Annotated in this window: 17 protein-coding genes; 2 read left to right on the top strand and 15 right to left on the bottom strand. The window is 70.1% G+C overall.

The window, feature by feature from the left end; genetic code table 11:
* Positions 1-140: 140 nt before the first annotated feature.
* The 4 genes from HOW07_RS16040 to HOW07_RS16025 form a co-directional block, all read right to left on the bottom strand.
* The gene (locus tag HOW07_RS16040) at positions 141-476 is read right to left on the bottom strand and encodes a peptidase (RefSeq protein ID WP_079002713.1); all 336 of its coding nucleotides are present in this window, start codon (positions 474-476) and stop codon (positions 141-143) included.
* A complete protein-coding gene (locus HOW07_RS16035; protein ID WP_064294486.1) occupies positions 473-1,651 on the bottom strand; it encodes an inorganic phosphate transporter in 1,179 nt (392 codons plus the stop codon). The genes HOW07_RS16040 and HOW07_RS16035 overlap by 4 nt, the downstream gene beginning before the upstream one ends.
* A gap of 144 nt (positions 1,652-1,795) precedes the next feature.
* On the bottom strand, positions 1,796-3,640 hold the full coding sequence (locus tag HOW07_RS16030; RefSeq protein WP_175117814.1) for a DUF2207 domain-containing protein: 1,845 nt from the start codon (positions 3,638-3,640) through the stop codon (positions 1,796-1,798).
* Positions 3,641-3,693: 53 nt separating this feature from the next.
* The gene (locus HOW07_RS16025) at positions 3,694-4,533 is read right to left on the bottom strand and encodes an aldo/keto reductase (RefSeq protein ID WP_064294487.1); all 840 of its coding nucleotides are present in this window, start codon (positions 4,531-4,533) and stop codon (positions 3,694-3,696) included.
* A gap of 76 nt (positions 4,534-4,609) precedes the next feature.
* Between HOW07_RS16025 and HOW07_RS16020 the strand changes: the two genes are divergently transcribed.
* Positions 4,610-6,712 carry a S9 family peptidase gene (locus HOW07_RS16020; protein WP_175117813.1) on the top strand — a complete coding sequence of 701 codons (2,103 nt, stop codon included), beginning with the start codon at positions 4,610-4,612 and terminating at the stop codon, positions 6,710-6,712.
* 58 nt (positions 6,713-6,770) lie between these two features.
* On the opposite strand, the gene HOW07_RS16015 is transcribed toward HOW07_RS16020, so the two are convergent.
* Positions 6,771-7,799 (bottom strand): 6-phosphofructokinase, encoded by a 1,029-nt coding sequence (locus HOW07_RS16015; RefSeq protein WP_064294489.1) that lies wholly within the window; start codon positions 7,797-7,799, stop codon positions 6,771-6,773.
* A gap of 146 nt (positions 7,800-7,945) precedes the next feature.
* On the opposite strand from HOW07_RS16015, the gene HOW07_RS16010 reads away from it, so the two are divergent.
* Positions 7,946-8,212, top strand: a complete 267-nt coding sequence (locus HOW07_RS16010; RefSeq protein ID WP_064294490.1) for a mycoredoxin — start codon at positions 7,946-7,948, stop codon at positions 8,210-8,212.
* 57 nt (positions 8,213-8,269) lie between these two features.
* On the opposite strand, the gene HOW07_RS16005 is transcribed toward HOW07_RS16010, so the two are convergent.
* From HOW07_RS16005 to HOW07_RS15960, 10 genes are all read right to left on the bottom strand, one after another.
* Positions 8,270-10,453, bottom strand: a complete 2,184-nt coding sequence (locus HOW07_RS16005; protein ID WP_079002717.1) for a DEAD/DEAH box helicase — start codon at positions 10,451-10,453, stop codon at positions 8,270-8,272.
* Between the two features lie 165 nt (positions 10,454-10,618).
* Positions 10,619-11,011: a DUF779 domain-containing protein gene (locus HOW07_RS16000; RefSeq protein ID WP_079707135.1), complete on the bottom strand. Its 393-nt coding sequence runs from the start codon at positions 11,009-11,011 to the stop codon at positions 10,619-10,621.
* Between the two features lie 121 nt (positions 11,012-11,132).
* Positions 11,133-12,656: an aldehyde dehydrogenase family protein gene (locus HOW07_RS15995; protein ID WP_121291772.1), complete on the bottom strand. Its 1,524-nt coding sequence runs from the start codon at positions 12,654-12,656 to the stop codon at positions 11,133-11,135.
* Between the two features lie 114 nt (positions 12,657-12,770).
* Complete coding sequence (locus HOW07_RS15990; protein WP_175117812.1) at positions 12,771-14,051, bottom strand: GAF domain-containing protein; 1,281 nt, start codon at positions 14,049-14,051, stop codon at positions 12,771-12,773.
* A gap of 75 nt (positions 14,052-14,126) precedes the next feature.
* The gene (locus tag HOW07_RS15985; RefSeq protein ID WP_175117811.1) at positions 14,127-16,421 is read right to left on the bottom strand and encodes a cation-translocating P-type ATPase; all 2,295 of its coding nucleotides are present in this window, start codon (positions 16,419-16,421) and stop codon (positions 14,127-14,129) included.
* The gene (locus tag HOW07_RS15980) at positions 16,421-16,645 is read right to left on the bottom strand and encodes a heavy-metal-associated domain-containing protein (protein WP_064294496.1); all 225 of its coding nucleotides are present in this window, start codon (positions 16,643-16,645) and stop codon (positions 16,421-16,423) included. Before HOW07_RS15980 ends, HOW07_RS15985 begins: the two co-directional genes overlap by 1 nt.
* Before the next feature lie 82 nt (positions 16,646-16,727).
* On the bottom strand, positions 16,728-17,726 hold the full coding sequence (locus HOW07_RS15975; protein WP_175117810.1) for a malate dehydrogenase: 999 nt from the start codon (positions 17,724-17,726) through the stop codon (positions 16,728-16,730).
* A 9-nt stretch (positions 17,727-17,735) separates the two neighbouring features.
* The gene (locus HOW07_RS15970) at positions 17,736-19,334 is read right to left on the bottom strand and encodes an SDR family oxidoreductase (RefSeq protein ID WP_175117809.1); all 1,599 of its coding nucleotides are present in this window, start codon (positions 19,332-19,334) and stop codon (positions 17,736-17,738) included.
* 90 nt (positions 19,335-19,424) lie between these two features.
* Positions 19,425-20,285, bottom strand: coding sequence for an aldehyde dehydrogenase (locus tag HOW07_RS15965; RefSeq protein ID WP_121291777.1), 861 nt, complete (start codon positions 20,283-20,285; stop codon positions 19,425-19,427).
* A complete protein-coding gene (locus HOW07_RS15960) occupies positions 20,282-21,778 on the bottom strand; it encodes an aldehyde dehydrogenase family protein (RefSeq protein ID WP_175117808.1) in 1,497 nt (498 codons plus the stop codon). Before HOW07_RS15960 ends, HOW07_RS15965 begins: the two co-directional genes overlap by 4 nt.
* Between the last annotated feature and the right edge of the window lie 3 nt (positions 21,779-21,781).

Genomic DNA, 21,781 nt, shown 5'->3' with positions numbered 1-21,781 from the left:
CGCGCTCACGTGTGTGACCAGCGGTCACGCCGGGTAGATGCGTTTCACGCCAGCGCACCGCGCCGGCGCGCCCACACGCACCGGGCCCGGACCGGTGGCCCGCGCTCGCGTCAGCGCGGTGCGCTGGCGAACCCCAGGGGTCAGCCCTGGTGGAAGAAGGGCACGATCAGGTAGATGCCGAAGAGGACGGCCCCCGCACACAGGGCGAAGCAGACGTAGGCACCGGCGCGGGCCAGGTTCTGCTGGGCTGGGGTCAACGGGTTCTTCCGAGCGGCCTTCGCAGCGCGCTTCGCCGCCTTCGCGGCCTCCTCCGGCGTGATGACCGTGATCGCGTCGGTGAACTCGGCCGGCGCCACCACGGGCACGCGCCCGGCGGTGGTCAGGAGCCGGAGCCCGAGGGAGTACAGGCTGACGATCGCGGTCGCGCCGACGAGCGACGTCGCGAAGACGATCAGGAATGCTGCCCAGTCGATCACTTCTTCACCTTCTTGGGCTTGGGGTTGCGCTTGATCTTGACCGCGCGACCGGAGTCGGCGACCTCACTGACGACGTTGCTGTGGTCGACCTGGTTCCGGCGCGAGATGAGGAAGATGGTGAGGATGACGCCGACCCCCACCACGGCGTCGATGATGATGCCGACGAGACCGAGGTGGGCGACGGCGGCGGCGAGCGCCCCGACGATGCCGGCCGCGGGAAGGGTCATCAACCAACCGAGCGCGATCCGCCCGGCGGTCCCCCAGCGGACCTTCGATCCGCGTCGCCCGAGGCCGGAGCCGATGACGGACCCGGAGGCGACCTGCGTGGTGGAGAGGGCGAAGCCGAGGTGGCTCGAGGCGAGGATCGTGGCGGCGGTGCTCGTCTCGGCCGCGAAGCCCTGTGCCGGCTTGACGTCGGTGAGCCCGGTGCCGATGGTCTTGATGATCCGCCAGCCGCCCATGTAGGTGCCGAGCGCGATGGCGAGGGCGCAGACGACGATGACCCAGAGTTCGGGGCCGGTGCCGACCGCCTGCACGCCGACCGCGATGAAGGTGAGGGTGATGACGCCCATGGTCTTCTGTGCGTCGTTCGTGCCGTGCGCGAGGGCGACGAGGGACGAGGAGAAGATCTGCGCGTATCGGAACCCGTCGCGACCGTCGGGCTTGCCGTCGTACCGCCGCGTGATCCGGTAGGCGAGCTTCGTCGCCGAATAGGCGACCACGCCGGCCGTGACGGGGGCGATCAACGCCGGGAGGATGACCTTGGAGAGGACCACACCGAAGTCGATCGAGCCGAAGCCGGCGCCGACGATCGCCGCGCCGATGAGTCCACCGAACAGGGCGTGACTGGATGACGACGGCAGACCGAGCAGCCAGGTCAGCATGTTCCAGACGATCGCGCCGATGAGTCCGGCGAAGATCAGCTCCGGTCCGATCCGGATGCCGCCCTCGCCCTCCCGGATGAGCCCGCCCGAGATGGTCTTCGCGACCTCCGTGGACAGGAACGCACCGACGAGGTTGAGGATCGCGGCGAGCAGGACGGCGGTCTTCGGCTTGAGGGCGCCCGTGGCGATCGGGGTCGCCATGGCGTTCGCCGTGTCGTGGAACCCGTTCGTGAAGTCGAAGAACAGTGCCAGTGCGATGACCAGCACGACAGTCAGGGTAACGAGTTCCACTGGTGTCTTTCTCGAGGCGGAGCGAATACGGACACAGTGCTCCCCGACGAGATGTTTGGGGGGAATTCACGTGCTGGATACGGGCGGTTCACCCGCCGTACACGATCCTTACACCCTGCCCGGTCGAGGTCAACTCGACGCCGATCAGCGCCCGCCGCCGCCTCCGCCGCCTCCGCCGCCGCCCGCGAAGCCGCCGCCCGTCGAGCCGCCGGACGAGCTCGCTCCCCCACTGGTGGACCAGGACGCCGACGTACTCGAGGCCGATCCGGAGAAGCCGGAGAACGCGTTCGCGAACATCGCCGCCTGGAACGGGGTGTCCGAGGCGTACCACGACGGCGCGCTCCCGGCCTGCTCGTAGCGGATGCCCAGCTCCTTCGCCCACTCGCGCTCCACGCCCCAGAGCACGGCGAAGGGCAGGAGTCGTTCGGTGACCCGGACGAGCTGGCCGGGGTCGCCGAGGTCCACCCGTTCGGCACCGTCGGGGCTCTGCAACATGCGGAAGCGGTCCTGCTCCGCCAGCGCGAGGTAGTCGCGGAGGCCGAGCAACTCGTCCCGCGCATCGGCACCGGTGGCGGTGAGCGGTTTCGGCGCGATGGCCAACACGATCCCGGCGAGCAGCGCGATCCCGGTCACGAAGAGCGCGGCGACCGACCAGCCGTTGTCCGCTCGCTGGGAGTAGGCGACCCCGAAGAAGACGATCCCGGCGACGCCCAGGACGGCGAGCGCCCCCACGATGATCCACGCCCGCCCGGAGGAGACCGAGCGTCGGAGGCCGAGGTCGAGGGCGTTCCGCTTGGCGGCCGCGAGTTCCGCGGTGACCGCCTTGCCGAGCTCCGGGTCGACCTGCTTCATCTCCCGCGGTCGGTTCCGGTCGGGGAAGAGCGCGGCGAGCACGCGTCGTTCCTGCTCATCGGTCGCGCTGTCGTCGAGGTACTGCAGGGAGTAGTCCTTCTTGCCCGGTCCGTCCACGATCCGGAGCTTGCCGCGGACGGCGAGGCTGACGATCTCGGCTGCCATCGACGAAGAGGCGCGTCCGGCGAGGTCGCCCGCCAGGAGGAGGTTCATCCGCTTCGGGACGGAGTACTGCGGCACGATGACGCCACGACCGGGGTGGTCCCGCCAGAAGCGCAGTCGGATCCACAGGAGCGCCCCGAGCCCCGCGGCCGACAGCGCGCCGAGGACGATCGGGACGATGGAGAACACCGGTGCCTCGCCGGGGCGGGCCGGTTGGACGAAGGTGCCCGGTTCGAACCCGATCGCGACCGTCAGCGTCTGGTGGGCCTGCAGCGGGACGGATGCGGTCGTGAAGACGTCTCCGTCGGCGTCCTCCGCCTGGGCGAGATCGCACGGCGAGCTGTCGTCCGGATCCCCCCGGTAGCAGGCACCGTCACCGGTGAGCGCGTCAGCGATGTCGGGGGCGACCCGCACCGTCATGCTGGCGTCGGCGAACGGCTGGTCCCAACCGGTCCCGGGCGCGTCCCAGTAGAACTCGTCGGAGCGTGTGTCGCGATAGGCGCCGACGACGCCGCGCTGCGTGTAGGTGATCACGTAGCTCTGCGTGCCGCGCACGTAGTCGTCCGTTCCGAGCGACAGCTCGAGGAAGTCGCCGTCGCGGTCGGTCTCCCACTCCACGGGCGCACCGTCGGCGTCGGTCACCGAGACGATCTCCGTGTGCAGCGGTGCCCGGTCGAACTCGTCGGGGATCGCTCGGATGATGCCCTTGTTCTGGTCGGACTGGGGGAACTCCGCGACGAAGGTCTCGACCGCGCGCAGCTCGGCCTGACCGTCGCCGCCACGGCTCAGGGTGTAGTCGCCGTCGAAGGACGAGAAGGTGAAGTCGGAGACGTCGGTCCGAGCGTCGGCCGCGGCGGGCGGCGTGCTCGCGAGGGTCGCGACGAGTGGTGCACCGACCGCCAGGGCGAGGGCGACGAGGAGCACCCGTGACGAGCGGGCACGGACCGGGGACAGGCGACGACGTCTGGGCTTCACCCGGCCAAGTCTAGGAGGGGTGCCGGCGGGCGCGCGGACGCGCCCGCCGGCACTCACATCTCCTCGTGGGTGTTGGGGTCGCCGTCGAAGAGCCTGCCGTCCGTCCGCCCGAGTGCGGTGATCGCCTGCACCTCGGTGTCGCTGAGTGCGAAGTCGAAGACGTCGATGTTCGTGCGCTGGCGTTCCGGGGACGCGGACTTCGGGATGGGGAGCACGCCGCGCTGGTGGTGCCAGCGGAGGACGACCTGCGCCGGCGAGACGTCGTGCGCCGCGGCGGCCGCTGCGACGGGCTCCTCGGCGAACGGTGCCTGCGCCTTGCCGAGCGGGCTCCAGGCCTCGGTGAGGACACCGTGTTCGCGGTGGAACGCGAGGAGTTCCTCCTGGGGGAAGTACGGGTGCAACTCGACCTGGTTGACGGCCGGCAGCACACCCGTCTCGTCGGCGAGGCGGGTCAGGAACTCCTCGGTGAAGTTCGAGACGCCGATGCTGCGGACGAGGCCCTCGCGCTGCAGCTGGATCATGGCCTTCCACGACTCGACGAAGCGGCCGACGGAGGGGTTCGGCCAGTGGATGAGGTACAGGTCGATGTGGTCGAGGCCGAGCGAGGCCAGGGATCCGCGGCACGAGGTGATGGTCTCCTCGAAACCGTGGTCGCGGCCGGGCAGCTTCGTCGCGACGACGAGTTCGTCACGGGACACGTCGGTCTCGCGGACCGCTGCGCCGACGGCGTCCTCGTTGCGGTAGTTCACGGCGGTGTCGATCAGTCGATAGCCCGCGTCGATGGCGGACAGCGTGGCGTCGGTGCCCTCGCGGCCCCGCAGGGGGTACGTGCCGAAACCGATCGCGGGGACGCTCGAACCGTCGTTGAGCGCGAATGTTGGGATGGTCGTCATCACCCCACGCTAGACCCGGCGGCCCTCGGATGGCTCCGAGCGGGCTGGGAGGGCGCGCCTCGACTAGCGTTGGACCATGGCGAAGCTCTCTGCCCCCCGTGCCCAGACCCGACCGACCGAACGCACCCACCACGGCGACACCGTGATCGACCCGTACGAGTGGCTCCGCGAGAAGGAGTCGCCGGAGGTGATCGCGCACCTGGAGGCGGAGAACGCCTACACCGAACAGGAGACGGCGCATCTGGCCGGACTGCGCGAGCGCATCTTCCAGGAGATCAAGCGTCGCACGCTCGAGACCGACCTCTCGGTCCCGACCCGGTCCGGTGCATGGTGGTACTACGGCCGCAGTGTCGAAGGCCGCCAGTACGGCATCCAGTGCCGCATCCCGGTCGCCGACCCGGAGGACTGGACGCCGCCGACCCTGCCCGAGGGCGGCGCGGCCCCCGGCGAGCAGATCATCCTCGACGCCAACGTCGAGGCGGAGGGCCACGAGTTCTTCTCCCTCGGCAGCTTCGACGTGTCGGACGACGGCACGCGACTGCTCTACGGCGTCGACGTCGAAGGCGACGAGCGGTACACCGTCCGTGTCCGGGACCTCGCGAGTGGCGTCGACCTCGATGACGAGCTCCTCGGGACCGCGGGCGGGGCGGAGTTCTCCCCCGACGGCACCGCCATCGTCTACACGACGGTCGACGAGAGCTGGCGCCCCGACACCGTGCACCTGCACCGGGTGGGGACGTCCCAGGACGACGACACCGTCCTCTTCCACGAGCCCGACGAGCGGTTCTGGGTCGGCGCCGGATTCACCCGCAGCCGCGCGCTGCTCCTGATCGAGGCAGGCTCCTCGGTCACGAGCGAGACCCGTCTCGTCTCCGCCGACGCACTGTCCGAGGAGGCGCGGATCGTCTGGCCGCGGACCGACGGCGTCGAGTACAGCGTCGAACACCGGGTGGCCGACGGCGCAGACCGGTTGCTCATCCTGCACAACCGGGACGCGCCGGACTTCGAGCTCGTGGAGGTGCCGCTGTCGGATCCGCTCGGCACGGCGCGGGTCGTCGTCGCGCACAGCAGCGAGCGCCGGCTCGAGGACGTCGAGGCGTTCGAGGCCGTGACCACCGTCTCCTACCGGCGCGACGGCCTGACCCGCATCGGCCTGCTCGATCCGACGAGTGGCGACATCGACGAGATCGTCTTCGACGAACCGCTGTCCACCGTCGGCTGGCACGGCAACGGTGAATGGGCTCAACCGATGCTCCGGTTCGGATACGGGTCCCTCGTGACGCCGTCCACCGTGCTCGAACTCGACCTCCGGTCCGGCGAACGCTTCGTGCGCAAGCAGCAGCCGGTCCTCGGCGATTACGACCCGGCGGATTACGAGCAGTTCCGGGAGTGGGCGACGGCCGTGGACGGGACCCGGGTACCGATCTCCATCGTGCGCCGGGTCGGTGTCGAGGGGCCCGGGCCGCTCCACCTCTACGGGTACGGCTCGTACGAGGCCAGCATGGACCCGTCCTTCTCGATCGCGAGACTGTCGATGCTCGACCGCGGCGTGACCTTCGCGATCGCCCATGTGCGCGGCGGCGGTGAACTCGGGCGCCGCTGGTACGAGGACGGCAAGAAGCTCCACAAGCAGAACAGCTTCAGCGACTTCGTCGACGTGGCCGACCACCTCATCCGCGAGGGCTGGACGACGCCTGCCCGCCTCGTCGCCGAGGGCGGCAGCGCAGGCGGCCTCCTCATGGGCGCCGTGGCGAACCGTGCTCCCGACCGCTTCGCGGGCATCCTCGCCGGCGTCCCGTTCGTCGACGCGCTGACGAGCATCCTCGACCCGTCGCTCCCCCTGACGGTCATCGAATGGGACGAGTGGGGCGATCCGCTCCACGACCCCGAGGTCTACGCGTACATGAAGGCCTACAGTCCTTACGAGAACGTCGACCCGGAGAAGCGCTACCCGCGCATCCTCGCGACGACGAGTCTCAACGACACCCGCGTCCTGTACGTGGAACCCGCGAAGTGGGTGGCCCGCCTGCGGGACGCCGGAGCGCCGGCACTGATGAAGATCGAGATGAGCGCCGGGCACGGTGGGGTGAGCGGTCGGTACAACGCGTGGCGTGAGCGCGCCGAGGAGCTCGCCTGGCTACTCGACGTGCTCGAACTCACGGACACCGATCCGGCCTGATCCGAAGCGACGACGCCCTGCTCCGTCGGGAGCAGGGCGTCGTCGGTGCGGCGGGTGTCTAGCCGAAGAGGATCGCCGCTTCGTCGTAGCGCTCCTGCGGCACGGTCTTCAGCTTGCCGAGCGCCTCTTCGAAGCGGCAGTTGACGAGTTCGGTGCCTCGGAGGGCGATCATCGTGCCCCAATCGCCGGCCATGACGGAGTCGATGGCGGCCATGCCGAGGCGGGTGGCGAGCACGCGGTCGTAGGCACTCGGAACGCCACCGCGCTGCAGGTGGCCGAGCACGGTCGCGCGCGACTCGATGCCCGTCCGGCGCTCGATCTCGGGTGCCAGCACGTCGGCGATGCCGCCGAGACGGGGACGGTTGAACGCGTCGAGTCCCTTCTCGGAGTGCGCGGTCTCCATGGTGTCGAGCGTGAAGCCCTCGGACACGACGATGATCGGGGCGCGACCGCGCTGGTAGACGCTGTCCGCCCACTCGCAGATCTGCTCGATCGACTGCGGCTGTTCCGGGATGAGGATGGCGTGGGCACCCGCCGCCATGCCGGCGTGCAGGGCGATCCAGCCGACGTGCCGGCCCATGACCTCGATGACCATGCACCGCTTGTGCGATTCACCGGTCGTCCGGAGGCGGTCGATGGCCTCGGTCGCGATCTCGACGGCGGTGTCGAAGCCGAAGGAGTAATCGGTGGCGTCGAGGTCGTTGTCGATCGTCTTGGGGACGCCGACGATCTTGAGGCCGGCGTCGGTCAGACGCTTCGCCGCGGCGAGCGTGCCCTCGCCGCCGATGGCGATGAGCGCGTCGATGCCGAGCCGGTCCATGGTGTGCTGGACGTTCTCCGGGCCGCCGTGGGGTCCTTCGAACGGGTTGGTCCGGCTCGTGCCGAGGATGGTGCCACCCTGCTTGGCGAGACCGCGCACACTGTGGCGGTCGAGCGGCATCGTCAGGCCCTCGACGACTCCTCGCCACCCGTCGCGGATGCCGATGAACTCCTGGTTGTGGATCTTCGTCCCCTTGAGGACCGCTCCTCGGATGACCGCGTTCAGGCCGGGGCAGTCGCCGCCGCTCGTGAGCACACCAATTCTCATATCAACAGTCCTCATGGGGATCGGGGCACCTCAGGTGCCGGGAGTCATCCCCGACAATACCGTCTCGCCGACGGTGCTTCATCCGGCGCCGGTGGTCCTCCGGCCCAGAGGGTCGGTGCCTCGTCCACCGGGGTTAGGCTGCTGGGATGAGTGCCGACGACTACCTGCCCGCCGATGGCGGCATCACGATGTTCTCCACGACCTGGTGCGGGTACTGCGCCCGACTGAAGCACCAGCTGTCCGCAGCCGGCATCCCGTTCACCGAGGTCGACATCGAGCAGGTCCCGGGCACCGCCGACCTCGTCGCCTCGCTGAACGGCGGCAACCAGACGGTCCCGACGGTGATCTTCCCCGACCGCTCGACCGCGACGAACCCGTCGCTCGCGCAGGTGAAGGCGGCTCTCGGCGTCTGACCCGCCGACGACGTCCGGCCGGGCGACCCGTGGTCATCCGGTCGGACGTATCGGTCGTCAGGCCCCCAGCGCCTCGCGGAGCAGGTGGACGAGGGCGTTCAGCTGCACCGAGTCGACCGATGCGACGTCCTGGTCGCTGCCGTCGAGCGCGCGAGCGGCCAGGCCCTGCTTGCTGTCGATGAGTTCCGCGACCTTCGCGTCGATCGTGTGCGCGGCGATGATCCGCCAGGCGGTGACCGGCTCCTCCTGACCGATGCGGTGCACGCGGTCGATCGCCTGGGTCTGCTCGGCGGCCGTCCAGGACAACTCGGCGAGCACGACGTTCGACGCGGCCTGCAGGTTGACGCCGACGCCGGCGGCGGTGAGCGAACAGACTGCGACCGCGACCTCCGGATCGGTGTTGAAGGCGTCGATCGCGGCCTGACGCGCCTGCGCGGTCTGGTCGCCGCGGAGCGACACCGTCTTCAAGCCGCGACCCGCGAACAACTGTTCGGCCGCGTTCATGACGTCGATGTGCTTCGCGAAGAACACGACCTTGCCCACGGACCTCGCGAGCTGCGCCGTGTAGTCGGCGGCGAGGACGGCCTTGGCCTGACCGATCTTGCGGATCATGGTGAACACGTTCTCCGTGCCACCGGCGGCCTTGGACTCGTCGAGCTCGGCCTGGGCGACCATGCGCATGAGGTCGGTGTTCGGCTCGTGCAGCGCGTCGACGCGCTCACCACGCGACTCCAGGACCCGCACGTAGCGGGACTTGAGCCGTTGCCCGAGCTCGGCCTCGGCGTCGCGGATGGACCGGATCGCCTCGTCGTCAAGCTCGACCGGGAGGTCGGCGACGCGCTTGGCGGGCAGGTCCTTGGCGACGTCGAGCTTCTTGCGGCGCACGATGCCCATGTCGATGACGGCGGACCGCGCGGCGGCGTAGAAGGCGTGCTCGGCGGGGGTCAGGCCGGTGTCCTCGAGCCGCTCCATGAGTTCGGCGGTCGGCTTGCCGTCCTTGATCCAGCCGAGGAACTGCCAGATGGCGTTGAAGTCCTCGACGTCGTTGATCAGCGGCGTGCCGGTGAGCGCGAGCAGCAGCGGGTCCTGGCCGGGCGTCGCCTTCCGGATCCGGTTCGCGAGTGACAGCACGTGCTGCGAGCGCTGGGAGTGGAGGTTCTTGATGAAGTGCGCCTCGTCGACCACCATGCCGCGGAAGCCGAGCGTCCCGAGCCAGGCGAGGTGGCGGTCGAGGACCTCGTAGTTCACGATGATGACGTCGGCGAAGGCGTCGAGCGCCTGGCCGTCGCCGTGGATGACCGTGGCGCGCCGGTGCGGCGTCCAGCGCTCGACCTCGCGCGCCCAGTTCATCTTGACGACGTTCGGGACGATGACGAGGAGCGGGTACGCCTCGGCGACCGAGGCGGCGAGGACCGACTGTGCGGTCTTGCCGAGGCCAGGCTCGTCGGCGAGCAGGAACGAACGGTGTCCTTCACGGACGCTCTCGACGAAGCGCGCCTGGTGCTTCATGATCTCGAGGCCGCGCGGCGAGAGCCGGTCGAGCTTCGGGGCCTCTGGCAGGTCCATCGAGGCCGCTCCCCCGCCGGAACCGAGCTCGAACGCCTTGTAGAGGGGGCCCATGAGCTCCCAGCTGTCGAGTCGTCGACGCACGGTCGGCTGCGGTGCCGCCTGGCTGAAGTCCGGGGCGAGGAACGGATTGGCCAACTGACGTGCCTTGACCGACTGCGGGATGACCTGCTTCTCGGCGAGCTCGGCCGGGACGACGGATTCCACGACGGGCTTCTCGACGGTGATGATGAGTTCGTCGGCGCTGAGTTCGGCGCCCGACTCGAGGAGCCAGTCGCGTCGGAGCCGCTGCGCGACAGGGCTCGTCGCTGCGTCGGCCTCGAGGAGCTGGATGAGCGAGGTGTCGCGCGCCGCCGTCTTGGCGAGGATGGTCGCCACACCGTCGAGGCGCTTCAGGAGCTCGGCCCGCGTGGCGTCACTGTAGGTCGTGTCGGCTTTGACCCTGGCACGTTCCTCGCGGACGAGGAAGGCGATGACCTGGTACTTGGTCCGGTTGGTCGGCCCGACCTTGCCCTTCTGCGCCTTCGCCTCGACCTCGCGCACCTTGCGGGCGAGGATGGGGATGATCGGCGCGTCGTCGTCGTGACGCGACGAGGATCCTCTGGGGTTCGAGCGGCCAGATGAACGGGTGCTGGAACGCCCCTGGGAACGGCGTTGCTGGCCGGTGTGCGGCATGCTCCTCCTGAGCAGTCGAAGAGCCTCATCGGCCGAGGGGCCGGAAGAGACGGGCGCCGGGCCCGACTGGTCGTCGTGGAGCAACAGAGCGTTGCACGAGACGGACACGGGCGCCCGACGGGCGTGTGCCCAGTCTACGCCATCGGCCGCTTCGGTCGCGAGCGCTCAGTCCGGCGCGCTGTCGACGAGCCCGAACCGCTCCAGTTCGGCGTCGTCGAGCATGCGCGAGCGGATGAGGAAGCGCTGTCCCGTCGGGGCTTCGACGCTGAACCCGCTCCCCCGCCCCTGGACGACGTCGATCGTCAGGTGCGTGTACTTCCAGTACTCGAACTGGGAACGCGACATGTAGACCTCGACGGGCGCGTCGAGCCCGGGCACGTCGAGCGTGTCGAGCAGGACGTCGACCGCGCCCGTACGGAACATCCCGACGGGGTAGCACATGGGCGAACTCCCGTCGCAGCAGCCGCCGGACTGATGGAACATGAGCGGTCCGTGCAGCGCGGTCATCTCCCGCACCAGTGCGGCCGCAGCGTCGGTGACGTCGACCCGTCCGGTCATGGTGTCCTCCTTCGTCGTGTCGTGTGCCCGGCCCTGCCCCTCCGCCGGTCCCCGAGCCTGTCGATGGGCGCCCTTCGACAAGCTCAGGGACCGGATGGGGCTCAGGGACCGGGGACGTCGATCAGAAGAAGCCCATCGGCCCCTCCGCGTAGCTCACGAGCAGGTTCTTCGTCTGCTGGTAGTGGTCGAGCATCATCTTGTGGTTCTCCCGGCCGATGCCCGACTGCTTGTACCCGCCGAACGCCGCGTGCGCCGGGTACTGGTGGTAGGTGTTCGACCAGACGCGTCCCGCCTCGATCGCCCGCCCGGCCCGGTACAGCGTCGTCGCCTCACGGCTCCACACCCCGGCGCCGAGACCGTAGAGGGTGTCGTTCGCGATGGAGATCGCCTCGTCGTAGTCCGCGAAGCTCGTGAGCGCGAGCACGGGCCCGAAGATCTCCTCCTGGAAGATCCGCATGTCGTTCGTCCCCTCGAAGACGGTCGGCTGGACGTAGAACCCGCCGCTCAACTCACCGCCGAGGTCGGCGCGCTCGCCGCCGATGAGCAGCTTCGCTCCGCCCTGTCTGCCGATGTCCATGTAGGAGAGGATCTTCTCGAGCTGGTCGTTCGACGCCTGGGCACCGATCATCGTGTCCGTGTCGAGCGGGTTGCCCTGCTTGATCCTGCCGATGCGGGTCAGCGCGTCGCCCACGAAGCCGTCGTAGATGGACCGTTGGACGAGCGCCCGACTCGGGCAGGTGCAGACCTCGCCCTGGTTCAGGGCGAACATGCTGAATCCCTCCTGCGCCTTCTCGTAGTACTGGTCGTGCTCGCGCGCCACATCCTCGAAGAACACGTTCGGGCTCTTGCCGCCGAGCTCCAACGTCACCGGGATGAGGTTCTCGCTCGCGTACTGCATGATCAGGCGCCCGGTCGTCGTCTCGCCGGTGAACGCGATCTTCCGGATCCGCGGGTGGGAGGCCAGTGGGGCCCCGGCCTCGATGCCGAAGCCGTTGACGACGTTGAGCACGCCGGCCGGCAGCAGATCCTTCACGAGGTCGACGATGAGGTGGATCGACGCCGGGGTCTGCTCGGCCGGCTTCAGCACGACGCAGTTGCCTGCGGCGAGCGCCGGTGCGAGCTTCCACACGGCCATGAGGATCGGGAAGTTCCAGGGGATGATCTGTCCGACGACGCCGAGCGGTTCGTGGAAGTGATAGGCGACGGTGTCGTGGTCGAGTTCCGAGATGCCGCCCTCCTGGGCGCGGATCGCCCCCGCGAAGTAGCGGAAGTGATCGATGGCCAAGGGGATGTCGGCGGCCAGGGTCTCGCGGACCGGCTTGCCGTTCTCCCAGCTCTCGGCGACGGCGATCTCCTCGAGGTGTTCCTCCATGCGGTCGGCGATGCGGCCCAGGATCACCGCGCGCTCGGCGACGCTCGTCTTCGACCAGGCGGGGAACGCCTTCCATCCCGCCTCGACCGCTCGGTCCACGTCGGCCGCGGTGCCTCGGGCGATCTCGGTGAACACGGCACCGGTGACCGGGGTCGGGTTCTCGAAGTACTGGCCGTTCGCGGGCGGGACGTACTCGCCCCCGATGAAGTGGTCGTAGCGGGGGGCGTAGCTGAACACGGCACCTTCGGTACCCGGGTTGGCGTAGACGGTCATGTCACTCCTTGTCGACGACGTTGTCGGTGTCGCACCGCTCAGGTGCGTGCCGTCGACGCTAGTCGGCGGGAGGTTGCAGGAGGTTGCGACGAGGTCCGTGGACCGGATCGGCCGTCAGGACGCCGAGAGCTCGGCGTCGATCGCCTCGATGCGGGCGACGAGGCCGGCGCGCTTCGGTGACCGCGGCGGCAGCAGTCGGAGGCAGGCGTGCAGGACCTCGACGTCGTCGGGCGCGGCCGCGGTCCGGATGTAGTCGTGCAGCAGGTCCGCCGAGGCGTCGGTCAGCATCGCCTCGCGAAGGCGCGTCGCGACCCGCTCGCGGAGGTCGACGACACCGGGGGCGGTGGAGTCCGGCAGGAGCGGACCCGGGTACGCGGCGAGTGCTGCGCGGTGGGCGCCGCGGTCGAGGAGGGACAACACCTGGTGGGCGTCGAGCTGGAGCGGGGTGGTGAGCCGGTACGGCCGCGAGACCGGCACGAGTGTCGGCGCGGTCCCGCCGAGCACCTTCCGCAGCCGGACGAGCTCCGCCCGGAGGGTGACCGCCGCCTCGTCCCCGTCGTAGAGCAGCCCGGCGAGCGCGTCGGCGCTGAGGCCCTGGTGGTGCCAGGCCAGCAGCGTCAGGATCTCGGCGTGCCGTCGGCTGAGCTCGGTCGGGCGGCTCGCCCCGTGTCCGATCAGCAGGCCGGTGTCACGACCGAGCACCTGCAGGCCGGGCCGCACCGCGGTCGTCCGGCGGGGTGTGTCCGTGTGTGCGCGACCGGCGAACCGACGGTCGGCGATCGCGCGAAGCCGCTGCACCATGATCTCGGACTCGACGGCGGCCGCGGTGGCCTCCATCAGTGGCAGCGCATGCGAGGCGACCGCCTGCGGGCCACCGGTGATGTCGATCACACCGATGATCTGCCGGGTCTCGGGATCGTGCACCGGGACCGCCGTGCAGCTCCACGGGTGCACGAGCCGGTTGAAGTGCTCGGCCGCGTGGATCTGGATGCCGTGGTCGAGTTCGAGTGCGGTGCCCGGCGCGCTCGTCCCCACCTCCCGCTCGGACCATCCGGCACCCTCGACGAAGAGCATGCCCTCCGCCCGTCGCCGCAGATGACGGTCGCCGTCCACCCAGAGCAGTCTGCCCATGGCGTCGCCCACCGCGACGAGCATGCCGGAGTCGTCGTCCGCGTCGTTGACCAGCAGCTTGGTGATGACCGGGAGGACGCCGGCGAGCGGGTGCCCGAGCCGGTGGTCGCGCAACTCGTCCTCGTCGAAGGCGAGCTCCGGCATGAGGTTGTCCGGGTCGAGGTGACGGCCCATCGACCGTTCCCACGACTCGCGGACGAGCCGTCGGACGAGTCCGCGCTGCGCTTCGGCACGCGCCGGGGCCGCCAGCCACGGACTGGACACCTCACCACCACCCATCCACGTCGACCGGTTCTGCGGACAGTGTATCCGCCGCAGCCCGTCGGTCGACGGGTAACCTCAGGCGGCCGGACGGAACCGGCGGAGACGCAGGCTGTTGAGCACGACGAACACGCTGGAGAACGCCATCGCCGCACCCGCGATCATCGGGTTGAGGAGGCCGAGGGCGGCGAGCGGGATCGCCGCCACGTTGTACGCGAACGCCCAGAACAGATTGCCGCGGATGATCCCGAGCGTCCGTCGGGAGAGCCGCACGGCGTCGATCGCCGTGGCGAGGGAACCGGAGACGATGCTGAGGTCGGCTGCACCCTTGGCCGCATCCGTGCCCGTCCCCATGGCGATCCCGAGATCGGCCGTGGCGATCGCCGCGGCGTCGTTCACCCCGTCGCCGACCATGGCGACGCGGTGACCGGCCGCCTGGAGCCGTTCGACGGCGGCGACCTTGTCGGCGGGGCTCGCGTCGGCGATCACCTCGGCGATCCCGACCTCGGCCGCGACCCGCGCTGCGACGGCCGCGTTGTCGCCGGTGAGGAGCACGGGTGTCATACCCAGGGACACGGCGCGTCCGATGGCGGCGCGGGCCTCCGGCTTCACCGTGTCGGCGACCTCGACGACGCCGCGGACCTCGCCGTCCCAGGCGACGACCACCACGGTACTCGCACGCTCCGCGGCTGCAGCCAGGGCGCTCGCCGCGTCCGGTCCGATGCGGAAGCCCTGGTCCTCCGCGAAGGCGGGACGTCCGGCCAGCACGGTTCCGCCGTCGATCGTGCCGGTGACGCCGAGACCCTCGAGGCTCGCGAAGTCCGAGACCACCGGACGCGGTGCGTCGCGGCGGGTCGCTTCCGCGACGATCGCCTCGGCGATGGGGTGCTCGGAGGCCGCCTCGAGCGCCGCGCCGAGGGCGAGCACCTCGTCCGTCGCACCGGCCGCCCAGACCTCCGTGACGCTCATCCGCCCGGACGTGACGGTCCCCGTCTTGTCGAGCAGGATGCGGTCGATCCCGCTCGCCCGCTCGAGCGCCTCCGGTCCGGCGATGAGGATGCCGAGCTGCGCACCGCGTCCCGTCCCGACGAGGAGGGCCACCGGGGTCGCGAGCCCCAGCGCGCACGGGCAGGCGATGATGAGGACGGCGACCGCGGCGGTGAACGCCGCTTCCATGGTCGAGCCGGTGAGCGCCCACACGATGGCGGTGCCGAGGGCGATCACCAGCACGACCGGGACGAACACGCTCGAGACGCGGTCGGCGAGCCGTTGGACCCGGCTCTTCCCGAGCTGCGCCGCCTCGACCGCCTGAGCCATACGCGCCAGCTGCGTCTCGGCGCCGACGGCCGTCGCCCGCACCACGAGACTGCCGCCGCGCGCGATCGTGCCACCGATGACCCGCGAGCCGGCTACGAGCTCGACCGGGACGGACTCCCCCGTCACGAGACTCTCGTCGACACTCGCCGCCCCCTCGACGACGACCCCGTCGGTGGCGACGGACTCACCGGGACGCACGAGGAAGTGGTCTCCGACGAGCAGCTGCCCGATCGGGATCCGTTCCTCGGTACGGGTGGGCGCCATGAGGTCGGTGGGGTCCGGCGCACGGTGCCGGAGCACGGAGACCTCCGAGGCGCCCAGCGTCATGAGGTCGCGGAGTGCCTCGCCGGCGGCACGCTTCGACCGCTGCTCGATGAGGCGACCGGCGAGCAGGAAGACGGTCACGCCGGCGGCCACCTCGAGGTACAGCGCGCTCGACGGGTCGGCGTCGGGTGCGAAGAAGGTGAACTCGTGCCGCATGCCCGTCATCCCGGCCATGCCGAAGAAGAGCGCCCAGACGGACCACAGGTACGCGGCCCCCGTCCCGAGCGTGATGAGGGTGTCCATCGTCACCGAGCCGTGTCGCAGCGTCGCGAACGTCGCCCGGTGGAACGGGTACCCGCCCCAGAAGACGACCGGCGTCGCGAGGGTCAGCGAGAGCCACTGCCAGTGGTCGAACTGCCAGGCGGGGATCATCGCGAGCAGCACGACGGGCACCGCCAGCACCGCGCTGACGACGAGGCGGGTGCGGAGCGTCGTCATGGTCGCCGAGGGGTCGGGCGTCGTTCCCGACGTCGGAGTCTGCTCCCGGTTCACTGCGGCGCGTTCGTCAGCGGGCGGACGCACCGTCGCCGTGTAGCCGGCCTTCGAGACGGCCGCGATCAGCTCGTCCGCGGTGACGGTGGAGGGTGCGGTCACCGTCGCCCGTTCGGTCGCGAGGTTGACCTGCGCCTCGACACCGTCGAGCGCGGTCAGCCGCTTCTCGACGCGTGCCACGCAACTCGCGCAGGTCATGCCCTCGATGTCGAGGTCGAGCTGGATGAATGGCGCGCTCATCAGCGACGACCCACGAGCGTGTAGCCGGCTTCCTGGACGCCGGCACCGATGGCGGCCTCGTCCGTCGAGGAGGCACCCGAGACCGTGACCGTCCCCGCGTCGAGATCCACGGCGACCCCGTCCACGCCGGAGAGCGCGGAGAGCTCGGTCGTGACAGCGGACACGCAGTGCGCGCAGGTCATGCCGTCGACGCGGTAGGTGGTGGTTGCGGTGGTCTCGGACATGCGTCCTCCTCAGTGGATCGGAGCCTTCACAATACCCCCAGGGGGTACCCCCTGCAACCGTCCGCGGGACGCGATCGCCTGATCAGCCGAGCAGGCCGAGCGCGCGCACCGCCGCCCGTTCCTCCTCGAGTTCCACCACGGAAGCGTCGATGCGCCGCTGCCAGACGGGCGCGATGTCGAGCCCCTCGACCACCTCCCAGCGTCCGTCGACCGAGCGGGCCGGGAACGAACTCACGAGCCCCTCCGGTACGCCGTACCAGCCCTCCGATGGGAGCGCCACGGAGGTCCAGCGCTCCGGCCGGCCCGGGGCCGCCGTGCCGTCCACCCAGTCGCGCAGGTGGTCGATGGCGGCGGCAGCGGCCGAGGCGGCGGATGACGAGCCCCGGACCGCGATGATCTCCGCTCCGCGCTTCGCCACCCGTGGGATGAACTCGTCGGCGATCCACTCCTCCCCGACGAGTTCGAGGGCCGGACGACCACCGACCGTCGCGTGGGAGAGGTCCGGCACCTGGGTCGCCGAGTGGTTGCCCCAGATCACGACGCCGTCGATCTCGGACACGGGCGCGCCGGTCTTGGCGGCCAACTGCGCGACGGCGCGGTTGTGGTCGAGTCGGGTCAGGGCGGTGAACCGTTCGGCCGGCACCCCGGCGGCGGCCGACTGCGCGATGAGTGCGTTCGTGTTGGCCGGGTTGCCGACCACCAGCACGCGCACGTCGTCGGACGCACCGGCTCCGATCGCCGCGCCCTGCGGTGCGAAGATCCCGCCGTTGGCCGCGAGGAGGTCGGCTCGCTCCATGCCCGGACCACGGGGACGGGCACCGACGAGCAGGGCGACGTCCACCCCGTCGAAGGCGCGCGACAGCTCGGTCGTCGCCTCCACCCCGGCCAGGAGCGGGAACGCGCAGTCCTGCAGTTCCAATGCCGTCCCCTCGGCCGCTCCGAGACCCTGCGGGATCTCGAGCAGGCGCAGGACGACGGGCCGGTCGGGCCCCAGCAGCTGACCTGACGCGATGCGGAAGAGCAGGGAGTAGCCGATCTGGCCTCCGGCTCCGGTGACGGTGACGACGGTGGGTTCGCTCATACGGCCACGCTACTCCGCGACCTCCGGCGTGGGTCGTGAGGCCTGCATGTCCGCCTCGGCGGAGTCGACCGCCTCGTGCTCCTCCGGGGAGACCGGCCCCACCCGGCTCTTCCGCTGCGCCGAGGTCTCGGACGGCAACGCGACCGCCGCCTCCGTGATACGGTTCGCCATCCCGTTGAAGATGATCCCGTGGAACGGCAGGATCGCGAACCAGTAGAGGCGTCCGCCGAGCCCCTTCGGGAAGAAGACCGCGCGCTGCCGGTACACCGAGCCGTCGCCGACCGGGGTCGCGCTCATCTCCAGCCAGGCGAGACCGGGCACGCGCATCTCGGCGCGCAGGCGAAGCATCCGACCGCGTTCGAGGTACTCCACCCGCCAGAAGTCGAGGGCGTCCCCCACGCTGAGGTGCTGCGGATCGTCGCGACCACGTCGGAGGCCGACACCACCGACGAGCTTGTCCATCCAGCCGCGGATCGCCCACGCGAGCGGGAAGGAGTACCACCCGTTCTCGCCGCCGATGGACTCGATCACCGAGAAGAGGCGGTCGGCGCTCGCGGAGGTCTTCCGTTCCTTGAGATCGATGTAGACGGTGTGTCCGGCCCAGTCGGGGTCGCTCGGCAGCGGGTCGCTCGGCGCGCCGTCGACGGTCGCGTTCCGCCAGGAGGTCTCGACCTCACCGTCCCGCATGCGCTGCAGTGCGAGGCGCACCGCGCGTCGGTACCCCGTCAGACCGCCCTCCGGCGGCGGGATGACCGCATCGATGTCGTGGTCGCTCATGACGCAGTCGACGAGCAGCGACTCGATGATCGGCGACGCGAGCCGGCGCGGGATCGGCGTCACGAGGTTCACCCACTGCGAGGCCAACCACGGGGTGAGGACCGGGAGCGGCGCGATCGGGCGCTGCGGGAGGCCCGCCTCGACCGCGTAGCCGTTCATCATCTGTCCGTATCGGAGGACGTCGGGGCCACCGATGTCGAAGGCACGGTTCACGTCGCGGTCGACCTCGGCGCCCGCGAGCAGGTAGTGCAGGACGTCGCGGACCGCGATCGGCTGGATGAAGTTCCGGACCCAGCGCGGCGCCGGCATGTACGGCAGGATGTCCGTGAGATGGCGGATCATCTCGAAGGAGGTCGATCCGGAGCCGATGACCACACCGGCCTGCAGGACGATCGTCGGAACGCCCGAGGCGAGCAGGATCCGCCCGACCTCGGTTCGGGACCGCAGGTGCTTCGACAGTTCGACGTCCTCGGGGTGCAGGCCACCGAGGTAGACGATGCGCGAGACCCCGGCCGCCGCAGCGCAGGCGGCGACGTGCTCGGCGGCGGCGAGCTCCGTCTGCTCGAAGTCGCCCTTGCCGCCCATGGAGTGCACGAGGTAGTAGACGACGTCGACGTCCACGCAGGCCGACGCGACCCGCGCGGCGTCCCCGAGATCACCCTCGACGACCTCCACCTGCTCGCGCCAGGGTACGTCGGTGAGCTTCTGCGGCGAGCGCACGAGCACCCGCACCGTGTACCCGGCCTCCAGCAACCGCGGCACGAGCCGCCCGCCGATGTAGCCGGTGGCACCCGTGACGAGTACGCGCTTCGGAGTCGATGATTCGGTCATGGATGCAACGTTACGACCCGTCGACGACAGCGGCGCCCGGCTGTACAGCCGGGCGCCGCTGTGCAAGCACCACGCGGGTGCTGCAGGCCGCTAGAGGAGCGCTTTCGTGTGCCAGACGGTCTTCACCTCGGTGAACGCGGTGATACGGTCGAGGCTCGCCGGAACCGGACCGCTGGCACCGCTCGGACGGACCACGCGCTTGAGCGTCTCGGCCGCGAGGACCTCGAGCTCGACCCAGTCGAGTGCTCCGGCGCCGGCGAGGTCGATCGCGTTGACGTCGGCGTGCGAGGCGAGCCATGGAGCCATCTCGGCCGGCGATCCGGTCAGCACGTTCACGACGCCGCCGGGGACGTCACTCGTGGCGAGCACCTCGGCGAGGCTGATCGACGAGAGCGGCAGGCGCTCGCTCGCGATCACGACGACCGTGTTCCCCGCGACCAGCGCTGGAGCGACGACGCTCACGAATCCGAGGAGCGACGAGTCCTGCGGCGCGATGAGCGCGACGACGCCCGTCGGCTCCGGAACCGAGAGGTTGAAGTACGGACCCGAGACGGGGTTCGCTCCCCCGACCACCTGGACGTACTTGTCCGCCCAGCCCGCGTACCAGACCCAGAGGTCGATGGCCTCGTCGACCTGTGCCGCGGCCTTCGCCTGCGAGACGCCTTCGGCCTGGACGATCTCTTCGATGAACTGCGCCCGCCGACCCTCGAGCAGCTCGGCGATGCGGTAGAGCACCTGGCCGCGGTTGTAGGCGGTGGCACCCGACCAACCGGCGAGTGCCGATCGTGCGGCGACGACCGCGTCGCGGGCGTCCTTCCGCGAGGCGAGCGATGCGTTCGCGAGGAACTCCCCCTTGGCGTTCGTCACCTCGTACGTCCTTCCGGATTCGCTGCGTGGGAACTTGCCGCCGATGGCGAGCTTGTAGGTCTTCGGGATGGTGAGCCGGCTCATCGCTGCTCCTCCTTCGTGGTGCTCGTGGACGGCGCGACGGTGGCGGCGGCCGATGATCCGGCCGGCGCGAGGTAGGCACCGAGCCCGTGGCGACCACCCTCGCGGCCGTACCCCGACTCCTGGTACCCGCCGAACGGGCTGGCCGGATCGAACCGGTTGAAGGTGTTCGCCCAGATGACGCCGGCGCGGAGCTTGTCCGCAACCGCGAGGATCCGGCTGCCCTTGTCGCTCCAGATACCCGCGGAGAGTCCGTACGGGGTGTTGTTCGCCTTCGCGATGGCCTCCGCGGGTGTCCGGAAGGACATGACCGAGAGGACCGGACCGAAGATCTCCTCGCGGGCGATCCGGTGACTGGTGGACACGTTCGTGAAGATCGTCGGCGCGAACCAGAACCCGTTCTCGGGCAGCTCGCAGTCCGGGCTCCACCGTTCGGCGCCTTCGAGCTCGCCGATGTCCGAGAGTTCGCGGATGCGGGCGAGCTGCTCGGCCGAGTTGATCGCGCCGACGTCCGTGTTCTTGTCGAGCGGGTCGCCGACGCGCAGCGTCTGCAGACGGCTCTTCAAGCGGTCGATGACCTCGTCGTGGATGCTCTCCTGGACGAGGAGCCGGGATCCGGCGCAGCAGACGTGACCCTGGTTGAAGAAGATGCCGTTGACGATGCCTTCGATGGCCTGGTCGATCGGGGCGTCGTCGAACACGATGTTCGCGGCCTTGCCACCGAGCTCGAGTGTCAGGCGCTTATCGCTGCCGGCGATGGTCTTCGCGATCTCGCGCCCGACGGCGGTCGACCCGGTGAAGGCGACCTTGTCGACGTCGGGGTGGCGCACGATCGCCGCCCCGGTCGCTCCGGCACCCGTGACGATGTTCACGACACCGGCCGGCAGCTCGGCCTGCTGGAGGATCTCGGCGAAGATGAGCGCCGTGAGCGGCGTGGTCTCGGCCGGCTTGATGACGACCGTGTTGCCGGCGGCGAGCGCCGGTGCGACCTTCCACGCGAGCATGAGGAGCGGGAAGTTCCACGGGATGACCTGCCCGGCCACGCCGAGGGCGCGCGGGTTCGCACCGAGGCCCGCGTAGTCGAGCTTGTCGGCCCAACCCGCGTAGTAGAAGAACCAGGCGGCGACGAGTGGGACGTCGACGTCGCGGGACTCCTTGATCGGCTTGCCGTTGTCGAGGCTCTCCGCCACGGCGAGCTCGCGGGCGCGCTCCTGCACGAGGCGCGCGATGCGGAAGAGGTACTTGCCGCGGTCGGCGCCCGACAGCTTCGACCACACCCGGTCGTAGGCACGCCGCGCGGCGGTGACGGCGCGATCGACGTCGGCGTCACTCGCCGCGGAGATCGTCGCGATCGACTGCTCGGTGCTCGGCGAGATCGTCTGGAAGGAGCCACCCGTGCCCTCGGTGAACTCGCCGTCGATGAAGAGGCCGTATTCGGAACGGAGGTGGAGGACGGAGGTCGACTCCGGGGCTGGTGCGTATTCGAGGAAGCTCATGAT

This window comes from Plantibacter sp. MCCC 1A11337 (assembly GCF_013349365.1).
In the GTDB taxonomy this organism is placed as follows: Bacteria; Actinomycetota; Actinomycetes; order Actinomycetales; family Microbacteriaceae; genus Plantibacter; species Plantibacter flavus_A.
This window is presented reverse-complemented; position numbering and strand designations above follow the sequence as displayed.

Excerpts from the sequence above, each read along its gene's own strand:
- HOW07_RS16025 (WP_064294487.1), bottom strand. The coding sequence starts at position 4,533 with ATGACGACCATCCCAACATTCGCGCTCAACGACGGTTCGAGCGTCCCC.
- HOW07_RS16020 (WP_175117813.1), top strand. The coding sequence starts at position 4,610 with ATGGCGAAGCTCTCTGCCCCCCGTGCCCAGACCCGACCGACCGAACGC.
- HOW07_RS16015 (WP_064294489.1), bottom strand. The coding sequence starts at position 7,799 with ATGAGAATTGGTGTGCTCACGAGCGGCGGCGACTGCCCCGGCCTGAAC.
- HOW07_RS16010 (WP_064294490.1), top strand. The coding sequence starts at position 7,946 with ATGAGTGCCGACGACTACCTGCCCGCCGATGGCGGCATCACGATGTTC.
- HOW07_RS16005 (WP_079002717.1), bottom strand. The coding sequence starts at position 10,453 with ATGCCGCACACCGGCCAGCAACGCCGTTCCCAGGGGCGTTCCAGCACC.
- HOW07_RS16000 (WP_079707135.1), bottom strand. The coding sequence starts at position 11,011 with ATGACCGGACGGGTCGACGTCACCGACGCTGCGGCCGCACTGGTGCGG.
- HOW07_RS15995 (WP_121291772.1), bottom strand. The coding sequence starts at position 12,656 with ATGACCGTCTACGCCAACCCGGGTACCGAAGGTGCCGTGTTCAGCTAC.
- HOW07_RS15985 (WP_175117811.1), bottom strand. The coding sequence starts at position 16,421 with ATGAGCGCGCCATTCATCCAGCTCGACCTCGACATCGAGGGCATGACC.
- HOW07_RS15980 (WP_064294496.1), bottom strand. The coding sequence starts at position 16,645 with ATGTCCGAGACCACCGCAACCACCACCTACCGCGTCGACGGCATGACC.
- HOW07_RS15975 (WP_175117810.1), bottom strand. The coding sequence starts at position 17,726 with ATGAGCGAACCCACCGTCGTCACCGTCACCGGAGCCGGAGGCCAGATC.
- HOW07_RS15970 (WP_175117809.1), bottom strand. The coding sequence starts at position 19,334 with ATGACCGAATCATCGACTCCGAAGCGCGTACTCGTCACGGGTGCCACC.
- HOW07_RS15965 (WP_121291777.1), bottom strand. The coding sequence starts at position 20,285 with ATGAGCCGGCTCACCATCCCGAAGACCTACAAGCTCGCCATCGGCGGC.
- HOW07_RS15960 (WP_175117808.1), bottom strand. The coding sequence starts at position 21,778 with ATGAGCTTCCTCGAATACGCACCAGCCCCGGAGTCGACCTCCGTCCTC.